Source organism: Acidovorax sp. GW835-FHT14G06, from assembly GCF_058793595.1.
Map to the genome: position 1 here is coordinate 117,228 of NZ_JBXAGA010000006.1, position 17,848 is coordinate 135,075.

At 66.1% G+C, this 17,848-nt stretch carries 14 protein-coding genes and 3 pseudogenes; 5 read left to right on the forward strand and 12 right to left on the reverse strand.

Annotated features, from left to right (window positions below):
* The first annotated feature begins 181 nt into the window (after window positions 1–181).
* From AC1Q64_RS12115 to AC1Q64_RS12125, 3 genes and pseudogenes are all read left to right on the forward strand, one after another.
* Window positions 182–559 (forward strand): VOC family protein, encoded by a 378-nt coding sequence (locus AC1Q64_RS12115; RefSeq protein ID WP_288852515.1) that lies wholly within the window; start codon window positions 182–184, stop codon window positions 557–559.
* A 65-nt stretch (window positions 560–624) separates the two neighbouring features.
* Window positions 625–732 (forward strand): annotated as a pseudogene (locus AC1Q64_RS12120) (VOC family protein); the annotation flags it as partial.
* 70 nt (window positions 733–802) lie between these two features.
* Complete coding sequence (locus AC1Q64_RS12125) at window positions 803–1,357, forward strand: EVE domain-containing protein (protein ID WP_492251495.1); 555 nt, start codon at window positions 803–805, stop codon at window positions 1,355–1,357.
* Between the two features lie 445 nt (window positions 1,358–1,802).
* Here AC1Q64_RS12125 and AC1Q64_RS12130 read toward each other — a convergent pair whose 3' ends face one another.
* The 12 genes from AC1Q64_RS12130 to AC1Q64_RS12185 form a co-directional block, all read right to left on the reverse strand.
* Window positions 1,803–2,513, reverse strand: coding sequence for a hypothetical protein (locus AC1Q64_RS12130; protein ID WP_492251496.1), 711 nt, complete (start codon window positions 2,511–2,513; stop codon window positions 1,803–1,805).
* A 167-nt stretch (window positions 2,514–2,680) separates the two neighbouring features.
* Entirely contained in the window at window positions 2,681–6,412 is a 3,732-nt protein-coding gene (locus tag AC1Q64_RS12135) for a molybdopterin cofactor-binding domain-containing protein (protein WP_492251497.1), read from the reverse strand.
* Window positions 6,409–6,915, reverse strand: a complete 507-nt coding sequence (locus tag AC1Q64_RS12140; RefSeq protein ID WP_492251498.1) for a (2Fe-2S)-binding protein — start codon at window positions 6,913–6,915, stop codon at window positions 6,409–6,411. The genes AC1Q64_RS12135 and AC1Q64_RS12140 overlap by 4 nt, the downstream gene beginning before the upstream one ends.
* 17 nt (window positions 6,916–6,932) lie before the next feature.
* On the reverse strand, window positions 6,933–8,105 hold the full coding sequence (locus AC1Q64_RS12145) for an ABC transporter substrate-binding protein (protein WP_492251499.1): 1,173 nt from the start codon (window positions 8,103–8,105) through the stop codon (window positions 6,933–6,935).
* A 130-nt stretch (window positions 8,106–8,235) separates the two neighbouring features.
* Complete coding sequence (locus tag AC1Q64_RS12150) at window positions 8,236–8,988, reverse strand: ABC transporter ATP-binding protein (RefSeq protein ID WP_492251500.1); 753 nt, start codon at window positions 8,986–8,988, stop codon at window positions 8,236–8,238.
* Window positions 8,985–9,770: an ABC transporter ATP-binding protein gene (locus tag AC1Q64_RS12155; protein WP_492251501.1), complete on the reverse strand. Its 786-nt coding sequence runs from the start codon at window positions 9,768–9,770 to the stop codon at window positions 8,985–8,987. Before AC1Q64_RS12155 ends, AC1Q64_RS12150 begins: the two co-directional genes overlap by 4 nt.
* The gene (locus AC1Q64_RS12160; protein WP_492251502.1) at window positions 9,767–11,674 is read right to left on the reverse strand and encodes an ABC transporter permease; all 1,908 of its coding nucleotides are present in this window, start codon (window positions 11,672–11,674) and stop codon (window positions 9,767–9,769) included. The genes AC1Q64_RS12155 and AC1Q64_RS12160 overlap by 4 nt, the downstream gene beginning before the upstream one ends.
* Before the next feature lie 176 nt (window positions 11,675–11,850).
* Window positions 11,851–13,062 (reverse strand): ABC transporter substrate-binding protein, encoded by a 1,212-nt coding sequence (locus AC1Q64_RS12165; protein ID WP_015012054.1) that lies wholly within the window; start codon window positions 13,060–13,062, stop codon window positions 11,851–11,853.
* 81 nt (window positions 13,063–13,143) lie between these two features.
* On the reverse strand, window positions 13,144–13,728 hold the full coding sequence (locus tag AC1Q64_RS12170; RefSeq protein ID WP_492251503.1) for an amino acid synthesis family protein: 585 nt from the start codon (window positions 13,726–13,728) through the stop codon (window positions 13,144–13,146).
* 55 nt (window positions 13,729–13,783) lie between these two features.
* Window positions 13,784–14,425, reverse strand: a complete 642-nt coding sequence (locus AC1Q64_RS12175; protein ID WP_099731557.1) for an amino acid synthesis family protein — start codon at window positions 14,423–14,425, stop codon at window positions 13,784–13,786.
* 21 nt (window positions 14,426–14,446) lie between these two features.
* A complete protein-coding gene (locus AC1Q64_RS12180; RefSeq protein WP_492251654.1) occupies window positions 14,447–15,367 on the reverse strand; it encodes a UPF0280 family protein in 921 nt (306 codons plus the stop codon).
* Window positions 15,368–15,379: 12 nt separating this feature from the next.
* Window positions 15,380–17,011 (reverse strand): 6-hydroxynicotinate reductase, encoded by a 1,632-nt coding sequence (locus AC1Q64_RS12185; RefSeq protein ID WP_492251504.1) that lies wholly within the window; start codon window positions 17,009–17,011, stop codon window positions 15,380–15,382.
* A 175-nt stretch (window positions 17,012–17,186) separates the two neighbouring features.
* Here AC1Q64_RS12185 and AC1Q64_RS12190 point away from each other — a divergent pair.
* Together AC1Q64_RS12190 and AC1Q64_RS12195 are read left to right on the forward strand one after the other, a co-directional pair.
* Window positions 17,187–17,279, forward strand: a pseudogene (locus AC1Q64_RS12190) (ferredoxin FdxA); the annotation flags it as partial.
* 273 nt (window positions 17,280–17,552) lie between these two features.
* Window positions 17,553–17,786, forward strand: a pseudogene (locus AC1Q64_RS12195) (ferredoxin family protein); the annotation flags it as partial.
* Window positions 17,787–17,848: the final 62 nt, after the last annotated feature.

Here is a 17,848-nt window from a genome sequence, read left to right on the forward strand (position 1 = left end):
TGCAGGCAGCATCCTGCAGGGTTTGACCGCTGGCGGTTTCCCTTGCGGGGGCTGTTGCAGGGGTCTGTTGCAAGGGGACACACACCCCACCGAACCCTACTGACACGCCGCTGTCAGCAGCCTCCATTCACCATCACGGCTTCTTTCTTTCCATCACCCATTGAACGACAAGGAGCCTTTCATGAAAAACGCCATCGCCTGGTTTGAGATCCCCACCACCCAGCTGGACCGCGCCCAGGCCTTTTACGAAGCCGTGCTGGGCCAGCCCATGCGCCGCGAGAACATGGGCCCGAGCGAAGGCGCCGTGTTTGCCTACGACCCCGAAGCCGATGGCGCGGGCGGCGCGCTGATGATGGGCCCCACGGCGCCCCAGGTGTCGGGCAGCGGCACGCTGGTGTACCTGGACGCATCGCCCTCACTCGACGCCGCGCTAGAACGCGCGGTGGCCCAGGGCGGCCGCGTGGCCCTGCCCCGCCAGGCGCTGCCGCCGGGCATGGGCTTCTTTGCGCACATCCACGATCTGGATGGCAACCGCGTGGGTCTGCACGCGCTGGATTGACCCCCCGGAGGGCCGCCACATGGAAGCGCTGCAAATGCACCGAGGCCGGTTGATTGGCGAACGCGCCTAGCGACTACGCCGCGTTGGTGATGGACCCGGATGGCAACAACATTGAGGCGGTGTTCCATGGCGAGGCCCGGCGCAGCGCGCCGTCGGTTCAGATCACGTTCTGAAGCGTGGTCTGCAGCCCAGCTACACCGTGCCGGTATCCGTCACGGCATCTTTGCGCACGAGGCGCCTCTCATGACGAACACCATCATTCAACCGCCCCTGTGGCAAGACGCAGAACCCACGCGCATATTCACGCCACAGGCACAAACGCCCCGTGTGGCACAGCACCCGGTGGCCCAGGCGCGCCGCAACTGGATCGCGGTGGCCTGCGCCGATCACGCGCGCCGGGGCTGCGCTACGCCCGGCACGGGCTACATGCAGGTGTGCCATGGCAAGGCGGCGCCGCTGCAGCGCATACGGCCCGGCGACCGCGTGGCGTACTACGCGCCCACCGTGACTATGCGAGGCAAAGACAGGCTGCAGGCGTTTGTCTCCATCGGCATCGTGCTGCCGGGCGCGCCGTATGCGTTTGACATGGGCGGCGGGTTTGTGCCGTCGCGGCGGGACGTGGCTTACGTGCCTGCGCGCGAAGCCGCAATTGCGCCACTGCTGGACGCGCTGGAGTTTGTGGACGACCGCCAGCGCTGGGGCAGCAAGTTCCGGTTTGGGCTGTTCGCGGTCAGCGACCACGATATGCGCCTGATCGCGCAGGCGATGCAGGCGGAGCTGCAATCATTACATTTTTGATAGCGCCTCAGGCAATCAGCACTAGCGCATCCGGCCAAAATGGGCCCAAAGCAGCTCTGCGATGCCCCAAAGCGCCCCGCAGGCGCACGCAGCCACGGGGGGCGTCAGCACACCGCCATCAGCGTGTCCACCACCCTGCGTTGGGCGGCGGTCAGGGCGGTATAGCCTTCACGCAGCAGTCGCAGCACGATCTCGTGGATTTCCAGTTCACTAGCGGGCATGGTCTTCTCCTTGAACGACAGTGGGTGGCCGCCGCAGGGGCAGCCCGATGACATGGGCGCCAGCCACAACAATGCGGGTGCCCGGGCCTGCCCCACCATGGACCAAGCCCCGATGCCACTGTGCCGAGGTGGCGGCGCAGGCGGTGGCGCGATAAACAGGGAAGTTCGCGGCCTTTTTCGCGCGCCGCGGCCAAGCCGAAGCGCCTAGGGACCCTCTGCACGAATCAGGGCGCGGTGGCCCCGGGCACGTAGGCGTCGATGACCGGGGGCTCGCTGTCCCCCGCAGCGGTGCGGGCCAGCTTGAACCAGGTCCAGGTCTCCACATCGGGCGCGTCGTAGCTGCCGTAGGACTGCCCGCCCCACGAGAAGTACGAGCCTTTGTTGCCCGTGCTGAGGGTGCGCTTGCCCACAGCCAGTCCGCCATCCTTGAGCAGCGCCAGCCTGAAACCCTGCAGCACGCCCGAGGACCCAGGCTCTTTGCCCGACGGCGCGGTCTGCGGAACCAGGTCGAGCATGCCAGAGCTGCAACGTGCCTGTGCACCGCCGTAGGTGACCAGGCTCCACTGCCGGGTCAACGAGGTACGCACGTTGCGCGCGCGGTTGATGGTGCGCGTGCGCAGCGTGGTTTCGCCGCGCTGTTGCTGCACCCAGACCTGCATCTCGGGCGAGCCGGTAAAAAACGGCAGGCTGCCCCGCACGCCACCGGGCTCCACTGGCGGCCAGGCGTACACCCCTTGCAGGGACGGGCAGCCGAACCAGCTGCTCTGCACGGGGCCAAACGCCGGGGGCGGCTTGGGCGACCCCTGCACGTCAGGCCCGCAGGCTGTGAGGGCAAGGCAACACACGGCCAGCGTTGCGGCCCCGCCTATGCGCTGCACGCGCCGGTGCGGGGTGCGCAAGGCGCTATGCGATAGCGAAAGGACAGCGGGTGTCATGGTGTCTGGGCGGTGGTGCAGCCCGATTGTCAGGCCGAACACTGCACCTGTGGGCGCTCCACTTTTGATAGCTGCTTGCGCATATTCCACTAGCGCCTCAGCACCAAAAGGCTTCAAAACCGTTTTGGCGATCCCCCAGACATGACCTTGAGGATCGTCAGAACCGTCTAAGGATGCGCAGACCCCGCCCGCACGCGGGCCAATGCCTCGGGCACATCGCGCCATGCCGGGCGGCCCGGTGCGTAGCGCTGGCGCATATAGCCCGCCAGCTCGGTGATCTGCGCATCGCTGAGCGCGTGACCAAAGCCGGGCATGAAGCCGATGTCCCGCGCGGCGGGCTCACGGATGCCGTGCACGATGACCTGCAGCAGGTTGTCGGGCCGGTCGCTGTGCAGGTTGCTGTTGAGGGCCAGGGGCACGTTCACGCCCAGCAGGCGCGGGCCGTCGCCGTCGTGGTGGCAGGCGGCGCAGGCGCCGTCGAACAGGCGCTGGGCCTGGCCGGGTTGCGGGGCCAGCGCGGCAGCCTGGGCCACGGCGGTTTGTGCCTGCATCTGGGGGTCGGCCGCTGGCTCAGTGGCGGTGAACGAGGCCAGGTAGCCCGCCATGGCGCGGATGTCGTCGTCGGGCAAATGCGCCAGCTCGCGCACCACCGGCGCCATGGGGCCGGAGGCGCTGCCGTGCTGCGGGCTGTGGCCGTGGCGCAGGTAGCCGTACAGCGCATCGGCCGTCCACGGCACCGGCGCCTTCGACAGGCCCGTGAGCGCAGGCGCCTCCCAGCCATCAATCATGGTGCCCGAGAGGAACGCAGCCCCACCCAACTCGGCCCCCAGCGCGTTGCGCGGCGTATGGCAGGCGCCGCAGTGGCCCACGCCCTGCACCAGGTAGGCGCCCCGGTTCCATTCGGGCAGGCGGGCCGGGTCCGGCTTGAACGGCGTGGCGTCGTGGAACAGCGCGTTCCAGCCCGCCATGAGCGGGCGCACGCTGAACGGGAAGGTCAGCTCGGTCTTCGGCACCTCGGCCCGCACGGCGGGCTGCGCCATGAGGTAGGCGTACAGCGCGGTCAGGTCGTCGTCGCTCATCTTGGCAAACGACGTGTAGGGGAAGGCGGGGTACAGGTGTTTGCCGTCGCGCGAGATGCCTTCGCGCATGGCGCGCTGGAAAGCGCTGAACGACCACTGGCCGATGCCGGTCTCCACGTCGGGCGTGAGGTTGGTGGTGTAGACCTTGCCAAACGGGGTGTCCATGGCGCGGCCCCCCGTGTTGGGCGTACCGCCCGGTGCGGTGTGGCACACCACGCAGTCGCCCGCAGCGGCCAGCAGGCGGCCCCGCTCGATGGTGGCGGCGTTGTAGACCGACGCGCCCGCCGTCTGCACCACGGGCGCGATGGAGGGGCGCCAGCCCAGCAGTGCCGCGCCCATGGCGATGCCACCAGCGGCCAGGGCCAAGGCGCGCGCCCAGGGGCTGCGTGTGCGGGGCCATGTGGCGCTGGCGGGCACGGTGGGTGCGGGCAGCTCCAGCGTGGGTAGTACCTCGGCAGGCTCGGTGGGTGCGGTGCTGCCTGCTGCGGCCTCGCCCGCGCTACCGGGCAGGCGGTTGAGCCCGGCGCGCACCACCTCGGGCGTGAAGGGCGGCGCACGAAAGCGCACACCGGTGGCATCAAAGATCGCATTGGCAATCGCCGCCGTGCCCGGCACGGACGACGACTCACCGGAGCCCAGCGGCGCCTCGTCCTGCCGGGGCATGTGCATGACCTCGATGACGGGCACTTCGCGGAAGCTCAGGATGGGGTAGCTGCCCCATTCGCGGTTGTCCACGGCCTGCTTGACGGGCTCGAACGTCACCTGCTCCTTGAGCGCGCGGCTGGTGGTCTGCAGCACGTTGCCGTGCACCTGCTGCTCCACACCGGCGGGGTTCACCATCAGGCCCGCGTCGTGCCCCACGACCACGCGGCGCACGTGCACCTCGCCGGTCTTTTTGTTGACCTCGACATCGGCCACCCAGGCCGCCCAGGCGGCGCCAAAGCCAGGCCACTTGCTGTGGATGTAGCGGGCGTAGGCGAAGCCCTGGCCTTGCACCCAATCACCATCCAGCTCGCGTTGCTGCGGGCCGGTGCGGCGAATCCAGCCCGCCTTCTCGGCCGTGGCCTGCACCAGCTCGGCGGCGCGCGGGTCGTTCAGCAACTGCAGGCGAAACTGCACCGGGTCCACACCCGCAGCGGTGGCCAGCTCGTCCACATAGGACTCGTGCGCGAAGGAATTGGGCAGCGCCGACACGCCCCGCAGCCACGACGCGCGCACGATGGGCGGCATGTCGTTGACGGCCACGCGCAGGTTGTCGTACTGGTACGGCGGGCGCGCCGTGCGGTCGCCCATCTCGTAGGCCTGGGCCACGGGCTCGATGGTGCGCGTAAGCAGCAGGGCCAGCGTGGGCGCGCCGTTGGAGGGGTAGGACGTCTCGAAGTCGTACGCCGCCACGGTGCCATCTGCCTTGAGCCCGCCGCGCACCTGCATGAGCTGGGCCGTGCCCTTGGGCTCCCACAAATGCTCCTGCTCACGCGTGAGCTGCACGCGCACCGGGGCGCCCACGGCGCGCGAGAGCAGTGCGGCATCGGCAGCTACATCGTCGGCGCCGTTGCGGCCATAGCAGCCTGCGGCCTCCATGCGGATGAGGTCGATGTCCACATCGGCCAGGCCCATCAGGCGGGCCAGGTCGGCACGCAGCACATGGGGGTTCTGCGTGCCTGCCCACACCGTCATGCGTGGGCGGCCCGTGCTGTCATCACTGCGCCATTCGGCCACCGCGCACGATGGGCCGATGGAGCCATGCATCTGGTACGGCCACACATAGGTGCGCGGCATGGGCTGGCCGTCAGCAGACAGCGCGGCCAGGGCGCCCTCCACATCGCCCTCGTCCACCAGGCGGCGCTGCGTGGCGGGGTTGGCACGGATGGCTTGTTCCAGCGCCTCGGTGCTGTCCTGGCGGGGGAAGCCGGGCCAGTCCTTCCAGTGCACTTTCAGGTCACGCAGCGCCTGCTCGGCCTGTTCCTCGCGCTCGGCCACGATGCCCACAAAGTCGCGGATCACCACCACGGCGCGGATGCCGGGGATGTGCGCGATGGACTGCTGGTCCACCGATTCGAGCGTGTTGCCGATGAAGTCGCCATGGTCCGCCCCCGCATACGGCGGGCGCACCACGCGGCCGTGCAGCATGCCGGGCACGCGCATGTCGTGCACAAACACCAGCTCGCCACTGACCTTGGCGGGGATGTCCACGCGCGGCACGGACTGGCCGACCACGGTGTAATCGGCGGCGGCCTTGGTGGGCGTGGCGTCCACCAGCTCCAGCGTGGTGTGCGCGCCTGCCAGCAGCGCGCTGTAAGCCACTTGCCGCGACGGGTCTGCAATGACCTGCACCACCCCCGCACGCACCTGCAACTGATCCACTGGCACGCCCAGCCGCTCTGCGGCCTGCGCCACCAGCCAGTGGCGCGCCTGCGCGGCAGCGGTGCGCAAGGGTTTTGCGTGGATCTGGATGGACGCGCTCGCAATGGTGGCGCCCTGGTTGGGCGCGCGTGTGGTGTCGCCCAGCACCATGTTCACTTGGGCCAAGGGCACATCCAGCTCTTCGGCCACGATCTGCGCGAGTGCGGTGCGGATGCCGGTGCCCAGGTCCACATGGCCGCTCAGCGCAGTCACGCTGCCGTCGTCCCACACGGCGATCAGTATCTCCACGCCCTCGGCGGGGTTGCCCGCCACGAGCGCGGGCTGGCCCTTGACGGGCGGTGGTGCGGGGGGCGGGTTGCGCACCACCAGCAGCACGCCCTGGGCGGCATGGAAGTCGGCGCGGGTGAGCGGGCTGTGGGCGCGCAAGGGTGCGGCATTGTCAGGTGTGGCGCTCATGCCTGGGCCTCGCGCATCAGCACTGCCGCGCGCAGCACGGCGCGGATGATTTCGACATGCGTTCCGCAGCGGCACAGGTTGCCCGACAGCTCGCGGCGCACGGCCGCTTCGTCGGGGTCAGGATTGCGCTCCAGCAAGGCCACGGCCATCATCACCATGCCGTTGAGGCAGTAGCCGCACTGCGCGGCCTGCTCATCCACAAAGGCCTGCTGCACCGGGTGAAGTCCTGCGCTGCTGCGGCAGCGCCCAGGCAGACCCTCCAGCGTGGTCACCTCGCGGCCTGCCACGCCCTGCGCCGGGATCACGCAAGCCCGCGCGGCAATGCCATCCACCAGCACAGTGCAGGCACCACACTGCCCCAGGCCACAGCCGTACTTGGGCCCGTTGAGCGACAGGTCGTTACGCAGCACGTGCAGCAGCGTGGCGCTGGCCAAGGTGCTCTGCGGCAGGGCAAACGGCTGGCCATTGACGACGACCAGGGAGAGTGAAGCGGGCGCGTGCATGTCTCGGTGGGGTGTTCTCAGCGTCGCAGCGACCCGCTGCGCGTGTACATCTCCAGGTCCACAAAGTTGGACCCATTGTGGTTGCCCGGGCCGTACACCAGCGGAAAGTCGCCGATCTTGGTGGTGCCCATGTCTTCCATGGCCTTGATGAAGCCTTCGCGCGTGAGCGCTTTGCCTGCGCGCTTGAGGCCCTCCACAAACACGCGCGCGGCGATGTAGCCCTCGAGCATGGTGTAGCTGTCGATCTTTTCGCCCGCGTCCGCGCGGTCCTTGCGGTAGTCGGCCACGATACCCATGCGGCTGGCCTGCGGCGAGGGCACGATGCTGGCCGTGACCAGTCCTTCGATGCCGCCGTTCAGGCGCTGGGCAGACCCCGGTGCATCGGTGATGCCCACCGAGATGGTGTACAGCGGCGACGCGGCACCCGCCGCCCGGTAGTCGCGCAGGAACACCTCCACCATCTTGCCCGCCATGATCATCACCACCGCGCCCGGCTGGGCCTTGGTGAGCTGTGCCACCTGGGGCTTGGCGTCGGTGGCGGCGATCTCCATAGGCACGGAATCGACCACCCGGACCTTCAGGCCCTGGGCAATCTGCAGGCAGGTGTCGAGGTTGGATTTGCCAAACGCGCTGTTCTGGTAGATGACGGCGATGTTGTTGATGCCCAGCGTGGCCAGGTGGCCCACGATCTTGCGCAGCTCGGTCTCGTAGCTGGCGCGCACGTGAAACAGGTAGCGGTTGTGGTTGGTGCGAAACGAGGTGGTGCCCACCAGCGGCGCGAACATGGGCACGCCCGCCTTCTCTGCCAGGGGCATGGCGGCGATCAGGTTGCCGGTGGCCACATAGCCGATCAGGGCGAAGACCTTGTCTTCGTCAATGAGTTTGGCGGTGTTCTCGGCGGTCTTCTTGGGTTCGTACGCATCATCGTGCGACACCAGCTCCAGCGTGCGCCCCTGCACGCCGCCGGTCTTGTTCACCTTGTCGAACGCCAGCGCAATGCCCGCCTTGTAGTCCACCCCGAAATCCTTGGCCGGGCCGGTGAACACCGCCGACTGCCCCACTTTGATGCGGGTGTCCGTCACACCGGTCTCGGCAGCAGCCGGGCCTGCCCAGGCCATCCCTGCCGCCGCCAGGCCCACCATGGCGCTGCGGCGGTCGATGCATCCATCCTCCACTCCTTGACACTTCATGTAGTGCTCCTTACATCAAAGGCCAAAGTTTCCGTGCGAGGGCAAACATCGTGCAAGTGCTTGTAGAGGTGTTTTTTGTAACCAACGGCACACGTGGGCCACACACCACACGCGCGCGTCGGCAGTGGGTTCAGACGCTCAGGTAAGCGCGCCGCACCTCTTCGTTGGCGGCCAGCTCTTCCATGCTGGCCTGGTAGCGGATCTGGCCCTTTTCGAGCACATAGGCGCGGTCGGACACCAGCTCGGCAAAGTGCATGTTCTGCTCGGACAGCAGGATGCTCACACCCTGCTCCTTCAGCTCCAGGATCATGTGCGCCATCTGCTCCACGATCACCGGGGCCACGCCTTCGGAGGGCTCATCCAGCAGCACCAGGTAGGGGTTGCCCATGAGCGTGCGCGCCACGGTGAGCATCTGCTGCTCGCCACCGCTCATGCGACCGCCAGGGCGCTGGGGCATCTCGCCCAGGTTGGGGAAGAGCTTGAACAAGCGCTCGGGCGTCCACACAGGCGCAGCGGTGCCGTCGGGCCAGGTGCGGGCGGGCTGGCGGCCCACTTCCAGGTTCTCCATCACCGTGAGGTCGGTGAACACGCGGCGGTCTTCAGGCACAAAGCCCAGGCCCAGACGCGCGGCGTCGTGCGGGTCGCTTTTGGAGATGTCCCGGCCCATGAACTGGATGCTGCCCTTGCGCTTGGCCAGCATGCCCATCAGCGTCTTGAGCGTGGTGGATTTGCCTGCGCCGTTGCGGCCCATCAAGGCCACGACTTCGCCACGGCGTACGTCCAGGTCCACGTCATACAGGATTTGTGCCGCGCCATACCAGGCCTGCAGCCCTTTGGCCTGCAGCAGCAGTTCTTTGGGTTCGTTGGTCGTCGTCATGCTCATGCGGCCTCAGCAGCAGCGGCTGCCGTTTTCTTCTCGAAGGTCTTGCCAGTGCCGAAGTAGACCTCCTGCACCTTGGGGTGGTCGCGCAGCTCCAGCGGCTTGCCCTCGGCAATCAGCCGCCCGCGCGCCAGCACGATCATGCGGTCGGCATAGGCAAACACCACGTCCATGCTGTGCTCGGTGAAGAGCACGGCCATGTGGCGGTCGATCACCAGCTGCTTGGTCAGCGCCATGAGTTCGTTGCGTTCCTTGGGCGCCATGCCGGCGGTGGGTTCGTCCATGAGCAGCAGCTTGGGAGAATTGGCCATGGCAATCGCCAGCTCCACGCGCTTCACATCGCCATAAGCGAGCACGCTACAGGGCCGGTCGGCCTGCGACTTCATGCCCACCTGGTCGAGCAACGCCAGGGCTTCTTCGCGTTTGTGGTCGGCAGCCCTGCGCCACATGGAGAACAGCAGACCGTCGTTGGAGATCAGTGCCATCTGCACGTTCTCCACCACCGTCAGCGATGCAAAGGTTTCGGCGATCTGAAAGGTGCGGCCCACCCCCATGCGCCAGATGTCGCGGGGCTTGCGGCCCACCAGCTCCTGGCCGTTGAGCTGGATGGAGCCTGCATCGGCAGGCAGCTGGCCGTTGACCATGTTGAACGTGGTGGACTTGCCTGCGCCATTGGGGCCGATGAGTGCCAGCAGCTCGCCCGCCGCCAGCTCGAAGTGGATGCCATCCACTGCCTTGACGCCGCCAAACGATTTGCCCAGGCCGGTAACTTTGAGGAGGCTCATGCTGCGCCCTCCTTGGTGTTCTTGGCGTAGCGCATGTTGTCAAAAATCTGTTTGATGGTGCCAGCGATGCCCTGCGGAAAAAGCAGCACCAGGATGAGGATGATGGCGCCCAGCATGGCGCGCCAGTAGTCGGTGTTGCGTGCCACAGTGTCGTGCAGCCAGGTGAAGGTGACCGCACCCACCACGGGGCCCGCCAGCGTCTGGATGCCGCCGAGCAGCACCATCACCAACCCGTCCACCGATTTGCCCACGGCCAGCGACTCCGGCGAAATGCTGCCCTTGGAGAACGCATACAGCGCTCCCGCCAGCCCTGCAGCCGTGCCCGCCACCACAAACGCCGCCCACTGCATGCGCTTGACGTCGATGCCGATGGCGTCTGCCCGCAGCACAGAGTCGCGTCCCGCGCGCAGCGCATAGCCAAACGGCGAGAACAGCACGCGGCGCAGCCACCACACCCCTGCACCCACCAGTGCCAGCGTGAGCCAGTAATACATGCGCTTGTCTGCCAGCCAGGCCGCAGGCCAGACACCGGTCAGGCCGTTGCTGCCGCCCGTGAAACTGTCCCACTGGTAGGTGATGGCCCAGGTGATCTGGGCGAAGGCCAGCGTCAGCATGGCGAGGTACACACCCGACAGCCGCACTGCAAACCACCCGTAAACAAACGCCCCGGCCGCCGCCACCAGCGGCGCCACCACCAGTGCGATCTCCATCGGTAGCCCGAGCGAGCGCACCAGCAGGGCCGCGCCATAGGCGCCCAACCCGAAGTAGGCGGCATGGCCGAACGAATGCATACCCGCAGGCCCCATGATGAAGTGAAGGCTGGCCGCAAACAGCGCTGCGATCAGCAGGTCAATCAGCAACACCGTGGTGTACGGCGACTGCGCGGTCAGCAGCGGTGCTGCCGCCAGCAGCAGGCCCAGCACGGCGGCCGCTACCAGATAGGCCTTGCCCGGCCGACGCAGCGGCTCCTCCTGCATGCCCACATAGCGGCTGGGTGCCTGTGGTCGGCCAAACAGCCCCCATGGGCGCCAGACAAGCACCACAGCCATCACCAGAAAGTCGACCACCAGGGTCAGCTTGGAGAAGGAAATGCTCATGCCGAACACGTCGACCACACCCAGCCAGATGCAGATGGCCTTGATCTCGGAGATCAGCAGGGCGGCGGCGTACGCGCCCGGGATGGAGCCCATGCCACCCACCACCACCACCACGAAGGCGGCACCGATGGTGTGCAGGTCCATCTCCAGCGTCGCGGGCTCGCGCGGCAGTTGCAGTGCGCCACCCAGCCCGGCCAGCATCGCGCCCAGCGCAAACACGGCCGTGAACAACCAGGCCTGGTTGACGCCCAGGGCGCTCACCATCTCGCGGTCTTGCGTGGCGGCACGCACCAGCGTGCCGAACCGGGTGCGCGTGAGGAGCAGCCAGACCGCGCCCAGCACCAGCGGACCGACCACGATGAGGAACAGGTCGTAGCTGGGAAACTGCCGCCCGAGCAGGCTCACGGAACCCGAAAGGCCCGGCGCGCGCGGGCCCAGCAGTTCGTCGGGGCCCCAGAGCCACAGCACGGCGTCCTTGATGACCAGCACCAGTGCAAACGTGGCCAGCAGCTGGAACAGCTCGGGCGCCTTGTAGATGCGGCGCAGCAGCACCACCTCGATCAGCGCCCCCAGCACGCCAACGATCAGCGCGGCCAGCGGCAAGGCCACCCAGAAGCCCAGGGCACCGCTCAGGCGCTCGACCAGCGAGTACGCGACGTAGATGCCCACCATGAAGAACGAGCCATGGGCAAAGTTCACGATGCGGGTCACGCCAAAGATCAGCGACAGACCCGCCGCCACGAGGAACAGCGACGACGCGCTCGCCAGCCCGTTGATGAGCTGAACGATGAAACCCGAAAAACTCATGTTCAATAAACCCTGTAGGGCCTGTTCACACTATTTTTGCCAGCGCGAAGGCCATGAAAGAAGCCGGCCGTGCCCCAGCCGACACCAGCCAGCACCCGCAGAATTTGCCTGTGCCGGGCTGCCGGTAGCGTCTGCCGGGACCGAGGCGCGGCAGGCGCCTCAGACCTCAGAGGGAATCAATCAGCGCTTCGCGACTTCTTCACGTCGGCAGCGGACGGCTGGTACTTGGCATCGGCGCCATCCAGGTAGACGTAGTCCACCATCACGCCCTTACCGCCTTCGTTCTTGGTGCGACCGACAAACGCGCCCATGGTGGCCTGATGGTCTTCAGGACGGTAGGTGATCTTGCCGAATGGGGTGTCTACCTGCAGACCCTTGAAGGCTGCGACCAGCTTGTCGGTGTCAGTGCTCTTGGCTTTGGCAATACCGGCTGCAGCCGACTTGATCATGCTGTAGCCCACCACCGAGCCCAGGCGCGGGTAGTCCTTGAACTTGGCCTGGTATGCCTGCTCGAACGCCTTGTGTGCGGGGGTGTTGATGCCGTACCAGGGATAGCCGGTCACCAGCCAGCCGTTGGGGGCCTCGTCTTTCAGGGGGTCCATGTATTCGGGCTCGCCCGTCAACACGCTGACCACCTCGATGCCCTTGAAGAGGCCGCGCGTGTTGCCTTCGCGCACGAACTTCGACAGGTCCGCGCCAAACAGCACGTTGAAGACGGCGTCGGGCTTGGCATCGGACAGCGCTTGCACGACGCTGCCGGCATCCACGCGGCCCAGCGGTGTGGCTTGTTCGGCCACAAACTCCACGTCGGGCTGCGCGGCCTTGAGCAGTTGCTTGAACGCCGCCACCGCAGACTGCCCGTATTCGTAGTTGGGGTAGACAACGGCCCAGCGCTTTTTCTTCATCTTGGCGGCCTCGGGTACCAGCATGGCGGCCTGCATGTAGGTGCCGGGACGCAGGCGGAAGGTGTACTGGTTGCCGCCTTGCCAGGTCATCTTGTCGGTCAGCGGCTCGCCTGCGAGAAAGAAGAACTTCTTCTGCTTGGCGAAGTCGGCAACTGCCAAGCCGGTGTTCGACAGGAAGGTGCCAGCCAGCACATCGACCTTCTCGCGCGACACCAGCTCTTCGGCCACACGAACGGCGTCGCCGGGGTTGGCGTTATCGTCGCGCGTGATCAGTTCGATCTTTTTGCCATTGACGCCGCCCGCAGCGTTGATCTCATCGACCGCCAGCTCCATGCCTTTCTTGTAGGGCTCCAGGAAAGCGGGCTGCGCCTTGTAGCTGTTGACCTCGCCAATCTTGATCACGCCTTGGGCAAAAACAGGGGCCAGGGTAAGGGCCAATGCAGCCGCAGCCGTGGCACGCATGAGGTTTCGTCGCATCGTCATGGGGAGACTCCTGAAGGATGGTTGGAGAGAGATCGAACGGGGGGTGAGACAGGACAGGTGTATGTTGTACGCGCGCCGGGCTCAGCGCAGGCCGTCAACGCCTTTTATTTCAGAGGCCGTGAGGCCGCCGACACGTGGCAACGGCCGTCCGCTGTCGGTCACGACAACGGCCACCACGATTTCATTGGCCCGCGGGGCATCGGCTACACGGGCTTCCATGGCGTCGAAATGGCTGCGCACGTAAGCCGCATCCTTGTGGCCCAGGGGCACGTCGATGGCCGTGCCGAGGCCGCCCATCTTCTTGCTGGATGGGACCAACGCGGCACCCTTCGCGACAGCCACACGCAGTGGTGCGCCCAGCTTGGGGTGGAGGATGGCGGCGGCGTGCTCCAGCTCGCCCGCCTCGCCCACGATGGCGGCCTTGCCGTAGCTGTGCGCATCGCCCGGGGCAATGCCCAGGGCCTGCACGCAGCGGGCGCCCAGAAGGCCTCCCAGCTCCTCACCGATAGCGATGAGTTCGTCGAGGTTTTCCACATAACGTCCGGCAAAGGGGTTCTCGATCACGGCCATGGCCAGCGCCTTGCGCACCGGGGGCTGAACGTCACGCCCCATTTCCACGCGGACCTCGTCGGTCTGGACGATGATCTTTCGAATCTTGGCTGGCATTTTTTGACTCCTTGGGATCTTGTCTTGTTCGATGGTGTGCGGGTCGGCGCGCGGCTCAGCGCAAGCCGTTCCACTGGCTGATGTCTGCCGCCTTGAGTCCTCCGACACGGGCGTGGATGCGCGGGCCCGTGGTCATGGCAAGTATGAACACGATCTCATCAGCGGAGGGCGCGCCCGGAACACGCACTTCGATCGCGTCGAAATGGCTACGTACATAGCTGGCGTTGATGTGGGTGAGCGGCACGTCCAGCGCCGCACCGGGGCCACCCACCTTCTTGGTGGAGGGCACGATAGACAGCGCATTCGCGGGTTGCCCGGTCTTCTCTTCGGCCTGACCCTTGGCGTAGGCGTTGCGGTCGCCCTTCCAGCCCAGCAGTTCGCGCATGGCGTAGCCGCCGGGCACATGCCACAGCGCGCCGTGTTCCAGCTCGCCGGCCGCGCCCACGATGGCGCCTTTGCCATAGGTCTCGATGCGCTCGGCAGGCACCGCCATGGCCTTCAGGAGGCGCTGGGCCATGTCCAGCCCCACGTCCTGCAGCGCGTCCATCATGGGGAGGATGTCGGGCTCGTAGCGCCCCGCAAAGGGGTTGGTCAGCACCGCGCCGATGGCACCACGCAGCAACGGCACATCGGCCACCGGCCCGAATTCGTGCCGGATTTCCTCAAGATGGGTGAAAACGCGTCGTATCTGGATCATTCTGTAAACCTGTGCAATTCGTTAAGCAAATACTGAACCAACTTCCGATTCCATCACTGCGTGTGGGAGCCACACGGCACCCGCCAGGGCTTGTGGTGCTGCGGTCGCCACGAACTGCCCCTGGCACGCCAGCAGTGCAAACCACAGCAGGCCGCCGGACTGCAATTCTTGCGCTTTTTGCAACCCCTGATGCAAGGCCCTGCGAACCTGCTCCTCGGGCAAGGCAGGAACGTCCACAGTGACGGGAATGGCACCCAGGTCACTGTCGTCCCGCACTTGCCACGCCGGCATGCGACCAATGCGCGCGTCCTGCACATCGACCGCATTGGCCACAATGGTCGCCGCCGCATCGGCCTGCGCCGCCGTGCGCGCCAGCACCGTGACACTGTCCGCAATACCCAGCGACTGGCTGCGCCCGCGCCACCCACTGGTGGCCACACCACGCACCGGCATGGCGCTGTCGATGCGGATCTGCCCATCCAGCACCAGGCCGTTGCGCAACTGTGCGGCGTTCAGTGCAGCGATGTCAGCGTACACCCCCACCGTGACCGACTGGCCATGCGCCAGGTGCAACGCAATGTCGCCCCCGTTGTTGACCCAGGCGCGGTCAATGCCAGGCTGGTCATAGCACGCCAGAATCTCCTGCGCCACCGAGCCTGCCACTGCCGCCATTGATGTAATGAAGCCCGTGCGGTAAGGACTGCAAGCAGCCCACATGCGACGCGCCACCACGCCCTGCACACCACAGCGTTCGCCCACCGGCGCCCGCAAACCCGGGAGTTCACTCACCAGTTCCTGCAACAGCCGGTCAAAGCGTTGCCATGCGCATTCATGCGCCTGCACTACGGCATTGCGCTCCCCTTCGGCCTGGAGGATGAGGTCCATCGGCCCATGCTGGAAATGCCAGCGGCCATCGGACAAGAGCTTGCGGCAGGCGTTCACAGAGCGACCCACTCAGCCCAGCAGAGGTGGGCGGCCCAACGGCCACGGATTGGCGGCAGGCAAGGTCTGCCAGACGCGCGCCTGCGGTGCACCATCGTTGTGCCACGCACCGCGCTCCAGCACGTCGCGCAGGCTGCGAATCTGTTCGGTGTGCCCGCCCAGCGCTTCGTAGTCCGCACGGCGCATGCTGAACTCGATGGGCGCCACGATGGCGGGCGTGGGCACGGTGCCAAAGCTGTTGTCCGGCATGCGCAGCACGTCTACCATCACGGTGATACCGCCGCCAGGCCATACATAGGCAGGGGCACCGCCACAGGTCACGTTGACCAGCGCGTTTTTGATGGAGCGCGTGAGCAGCACCGGGTTCTCGGTGACCCCTGCGCGCAGGCTGCCGCCGGCTCCGCCGAGGAACAGCACGGAGGCCAGCGAGGGCTCGCAGTTTTCGCCAATGCGGTCCACGATACGGCGCACCTCGGCAGGCATCTCGGATTCAACCGGATGGAGTTGCTCGTCCAGCACGTACCAGGAGGCATGCTCGCCGGTGGTGGAGGTCATCAACAAGCGCAGCCCCGGCCAGGCCACGGATTCGTCCCAGCCCTCGATGATGGACAGCGGGTCGGCAATGTCGGTGCCGCCCCAGCCGGTGCCCGGGTTGGCCACCTGAAAGTAACGGCCCGGTGTGGACTTGCGCCCGCGCATCTGGATGCCCGAAGGCTTCATGTCGAGGCAACGGCCCGCCTGGTGCTCGGTGAGCACGCCGGTGATGTGGTCATCCACCACCACCACCTCGTCCGCATGGCCGAAGAACTGGCGCGCAAAGATGCCAATGGCCGCAGAACCGCAGCCAACACGCATGCGCTGTTCGGCCACACCGTTGACGATGGGCGCCCGCCCCGCCTGGATCACCAGTTGCGAGCCACCGTCGATGGTGAACTCCACGGCCTGCTTGTTGCCCAACGCCTGCATCATCTCGGCGGTGATGCGGCCCTCCTTCTTGGTGCCACCCGTGAGGTGGTGCACACCGCCCAGCGACAGCATCTGCGAGCCGTACTCTGCCGTGGTCACATGGCCCACCACCTCGCCCTTGCAGCGCACGTTGGCCTGCTCGGAGCCGAGGAAGCGGTCGGTGTCGATCTTCACCTTGAAGCTGCAGTAGCTGAAGATGCCCTCGGTGACCACGGTGACCATGTCCACGCCATCGGTCTGGGAACCCACGATGAAGGGCGCAGGCTTGTAGTCGGGGTAGGTGGTGGACGAGCCCACACCCGTGACAAAAACCTCTTCACTCAACAGCAAGTCGCCAGACCAGGGCTGCGGCGCGACCGCAGACTCTGCGTCGGCACCCTCTTGCCCATCGCTAGTCCCTGCGCGGCTCACAAACGGCACCAGCGTGGCCTCGCCTGCCTCCAGGGTTTTGCGCAGCAGCACCACCGGATCCAGCCGCACGAGCACGCCGGCATGGTTGGCGTAACGGTCACACGCGCCTGCCCGGCCTTCGGAAATCTGGCACAGCACCGGGCACGCGTTGCACTCTACCTTGGCGGCGTTCATGCGCTCGTTACGGGGCCGGGCGCGCTCGAGCACCTGCGGCAGATCTGGCGCGTCCATGCCCGGCAGCCCATCGGTCTTGGTGTGTTCAGTCATCGTGGCAACCCATTCATTGCATTGTTGCAGGTGCTTGTACGCGCATTGCATTTTGTGTAGCATTCACTTAACTTAAATGTTGTGAACACTACATCTAATGTCAATGTAGCGGAATCAACCAGACTCTGCAATGGTGTTTTCGCACCCCCAAAAATGGTGCACAAGGAGCCCCAAAATGACGCACGTTGTGACGGACGCATGCATTCGGTGCAAGTACACCGACTGCGTCGATGTGTGCCCTGTTGATTGCTTCAAGGAGGGGCCTGGGAACCTGCTCAAGGTCTTTTCGGGGATCGCGTTGGAATGCAATCGGGATGAGTGGATGCTTCGGATGCGCCGCATGGGCTCATGCCCATGCAAGCGGCCGGGGCGTCCAATCACCCGATTTCATTCCAACCCTTCGGGCAAGTGCCTTTTCGGGTGGTCTGCAGCGTTGCGGCGCTTGCCAAAAGCACGGGCTATTGGCTGCACACCGCGCCTTGCATCCCACCCCGAGAAGGGACTTGCGCGACCCCGAAAAGACCTTGAGCAGGTTCCATCCCTGGTCATTGACCCCGACGAATGCATCGACTGCGCGGTGTGTATTCCGGAGTGCCCGGCCAACGCCATCTATGCAGAAGACGACCTGCCCGAAGGGATGGAAGTCTTTCTGCAGTTCAACAAAAAGCTGGCGCCCCCGCTCCCCACAATCACCAAAAGAAAAGCGGCTTTGCCAGATGCGGAACAATGGAGGGTTGTGAGCCACAAGCTTTCAGGCCTGAACATTGCGCTGTAGAGCGCATGTGGCCCTGCTCTTCAGCCAAATTCCTTATTTGCTTCCAACTTTTCCATCTAACG

Bases quoted from the DNA above. Each gene is read 5' to 3' on its own strand.
- AC1Q64_RS12115 (WP_288852515.1), top strand. From the start codon at position 182: ATGAAAAACGCCATCGCCTGGTTTGAGATCCCCACCACCCAGCTGGAC.
- AC1Q64_RS12125 (WP_492251495.1), top strand. From the start codon at position 803: ATGACGAACACCATCATTCAACCGCCCCTGTGGCAAGACGCAGAACCC.
- AC1Q64_RS12130 (WP_492251496.1), bottom strand. From the start codon at position 2,513: ATGACACCCGCTGTCCTTTCGCTATCGCATAGCGCCTTGCGCACCCCG.
- AC1Q64_RS12135 (WP_492251497.1), bottom strand. From the start codon at position 6,412: ATGAGCGCCACACCTGACAATGCCGCACCCTTGCGCGCCCACAGCCCG.
- AC1Q64_RS12140 (WP_492251498.1), bottom strand. From the start codon at position 6,915: ATGCACGCGCCCGCTTCACTCTCCCTGGTCGTCGTCAATGGCCAGCCG.
- AC1Q64_RS12145 (WP_492251499.1), bottom strand. From the start codon at position 8,105: ATGAAGTGTCAAGGAGTGGAGGATGGATGCATCGACCGCCGCAGCGCC.
- AC1Q64_RS12150 (WP_492251500.1), bottom strand. From the start codon at position 8,988: ATGAGCATGACGACGACCAACGAACCCAAAGAACTGCTGCTGCAGGCC.
- AC1Q64_RS12155 (WP_492251501.1), bottom strand. From the start codon at position 9,770: ATGAGCCTCCTCAAAGTTACCGGCCTGGGCAAATCGTTTGGCGGCGTC.
- AC1Q64_RS12160 (WP_492251502.1), bottom strand. From the start codon at position 11,674: ATGAGTTTTTCGGGTTTCATCGTTCAGCTCATCAACGGGCTGGCGAGC.
- AC1Q64_RS12165 (WP_015012054.1), bottom strand. From the start codon at position 13,062: ATGACGATGCGACGAAACCTCATGCGTGCCACGGCTGCGGCTGCATTG.
- AC1Q64_RS12170 (WP_492251503.1), bottom strand. From the start codon at position 13,728: ATGCCAGCCAAGATTCGAAAGATCATCGTCCAGACCGACGAGGTCCGC.
- AC1Q64_RS12175 (WP_099731557.1), bottom strand. From the start codon at position 14,425: ATGATCCAGATACGACGCGTTTTCACCCATCTTGAGGAAATCCGGCAC.
- AC1Q64_RS12185 (WP_492251504.1), bottom strand. From the start codon at position 17,011: ATGACTGAACACACCAAGACCGATGGGCTGCCGGGCATGGACGCGCCA.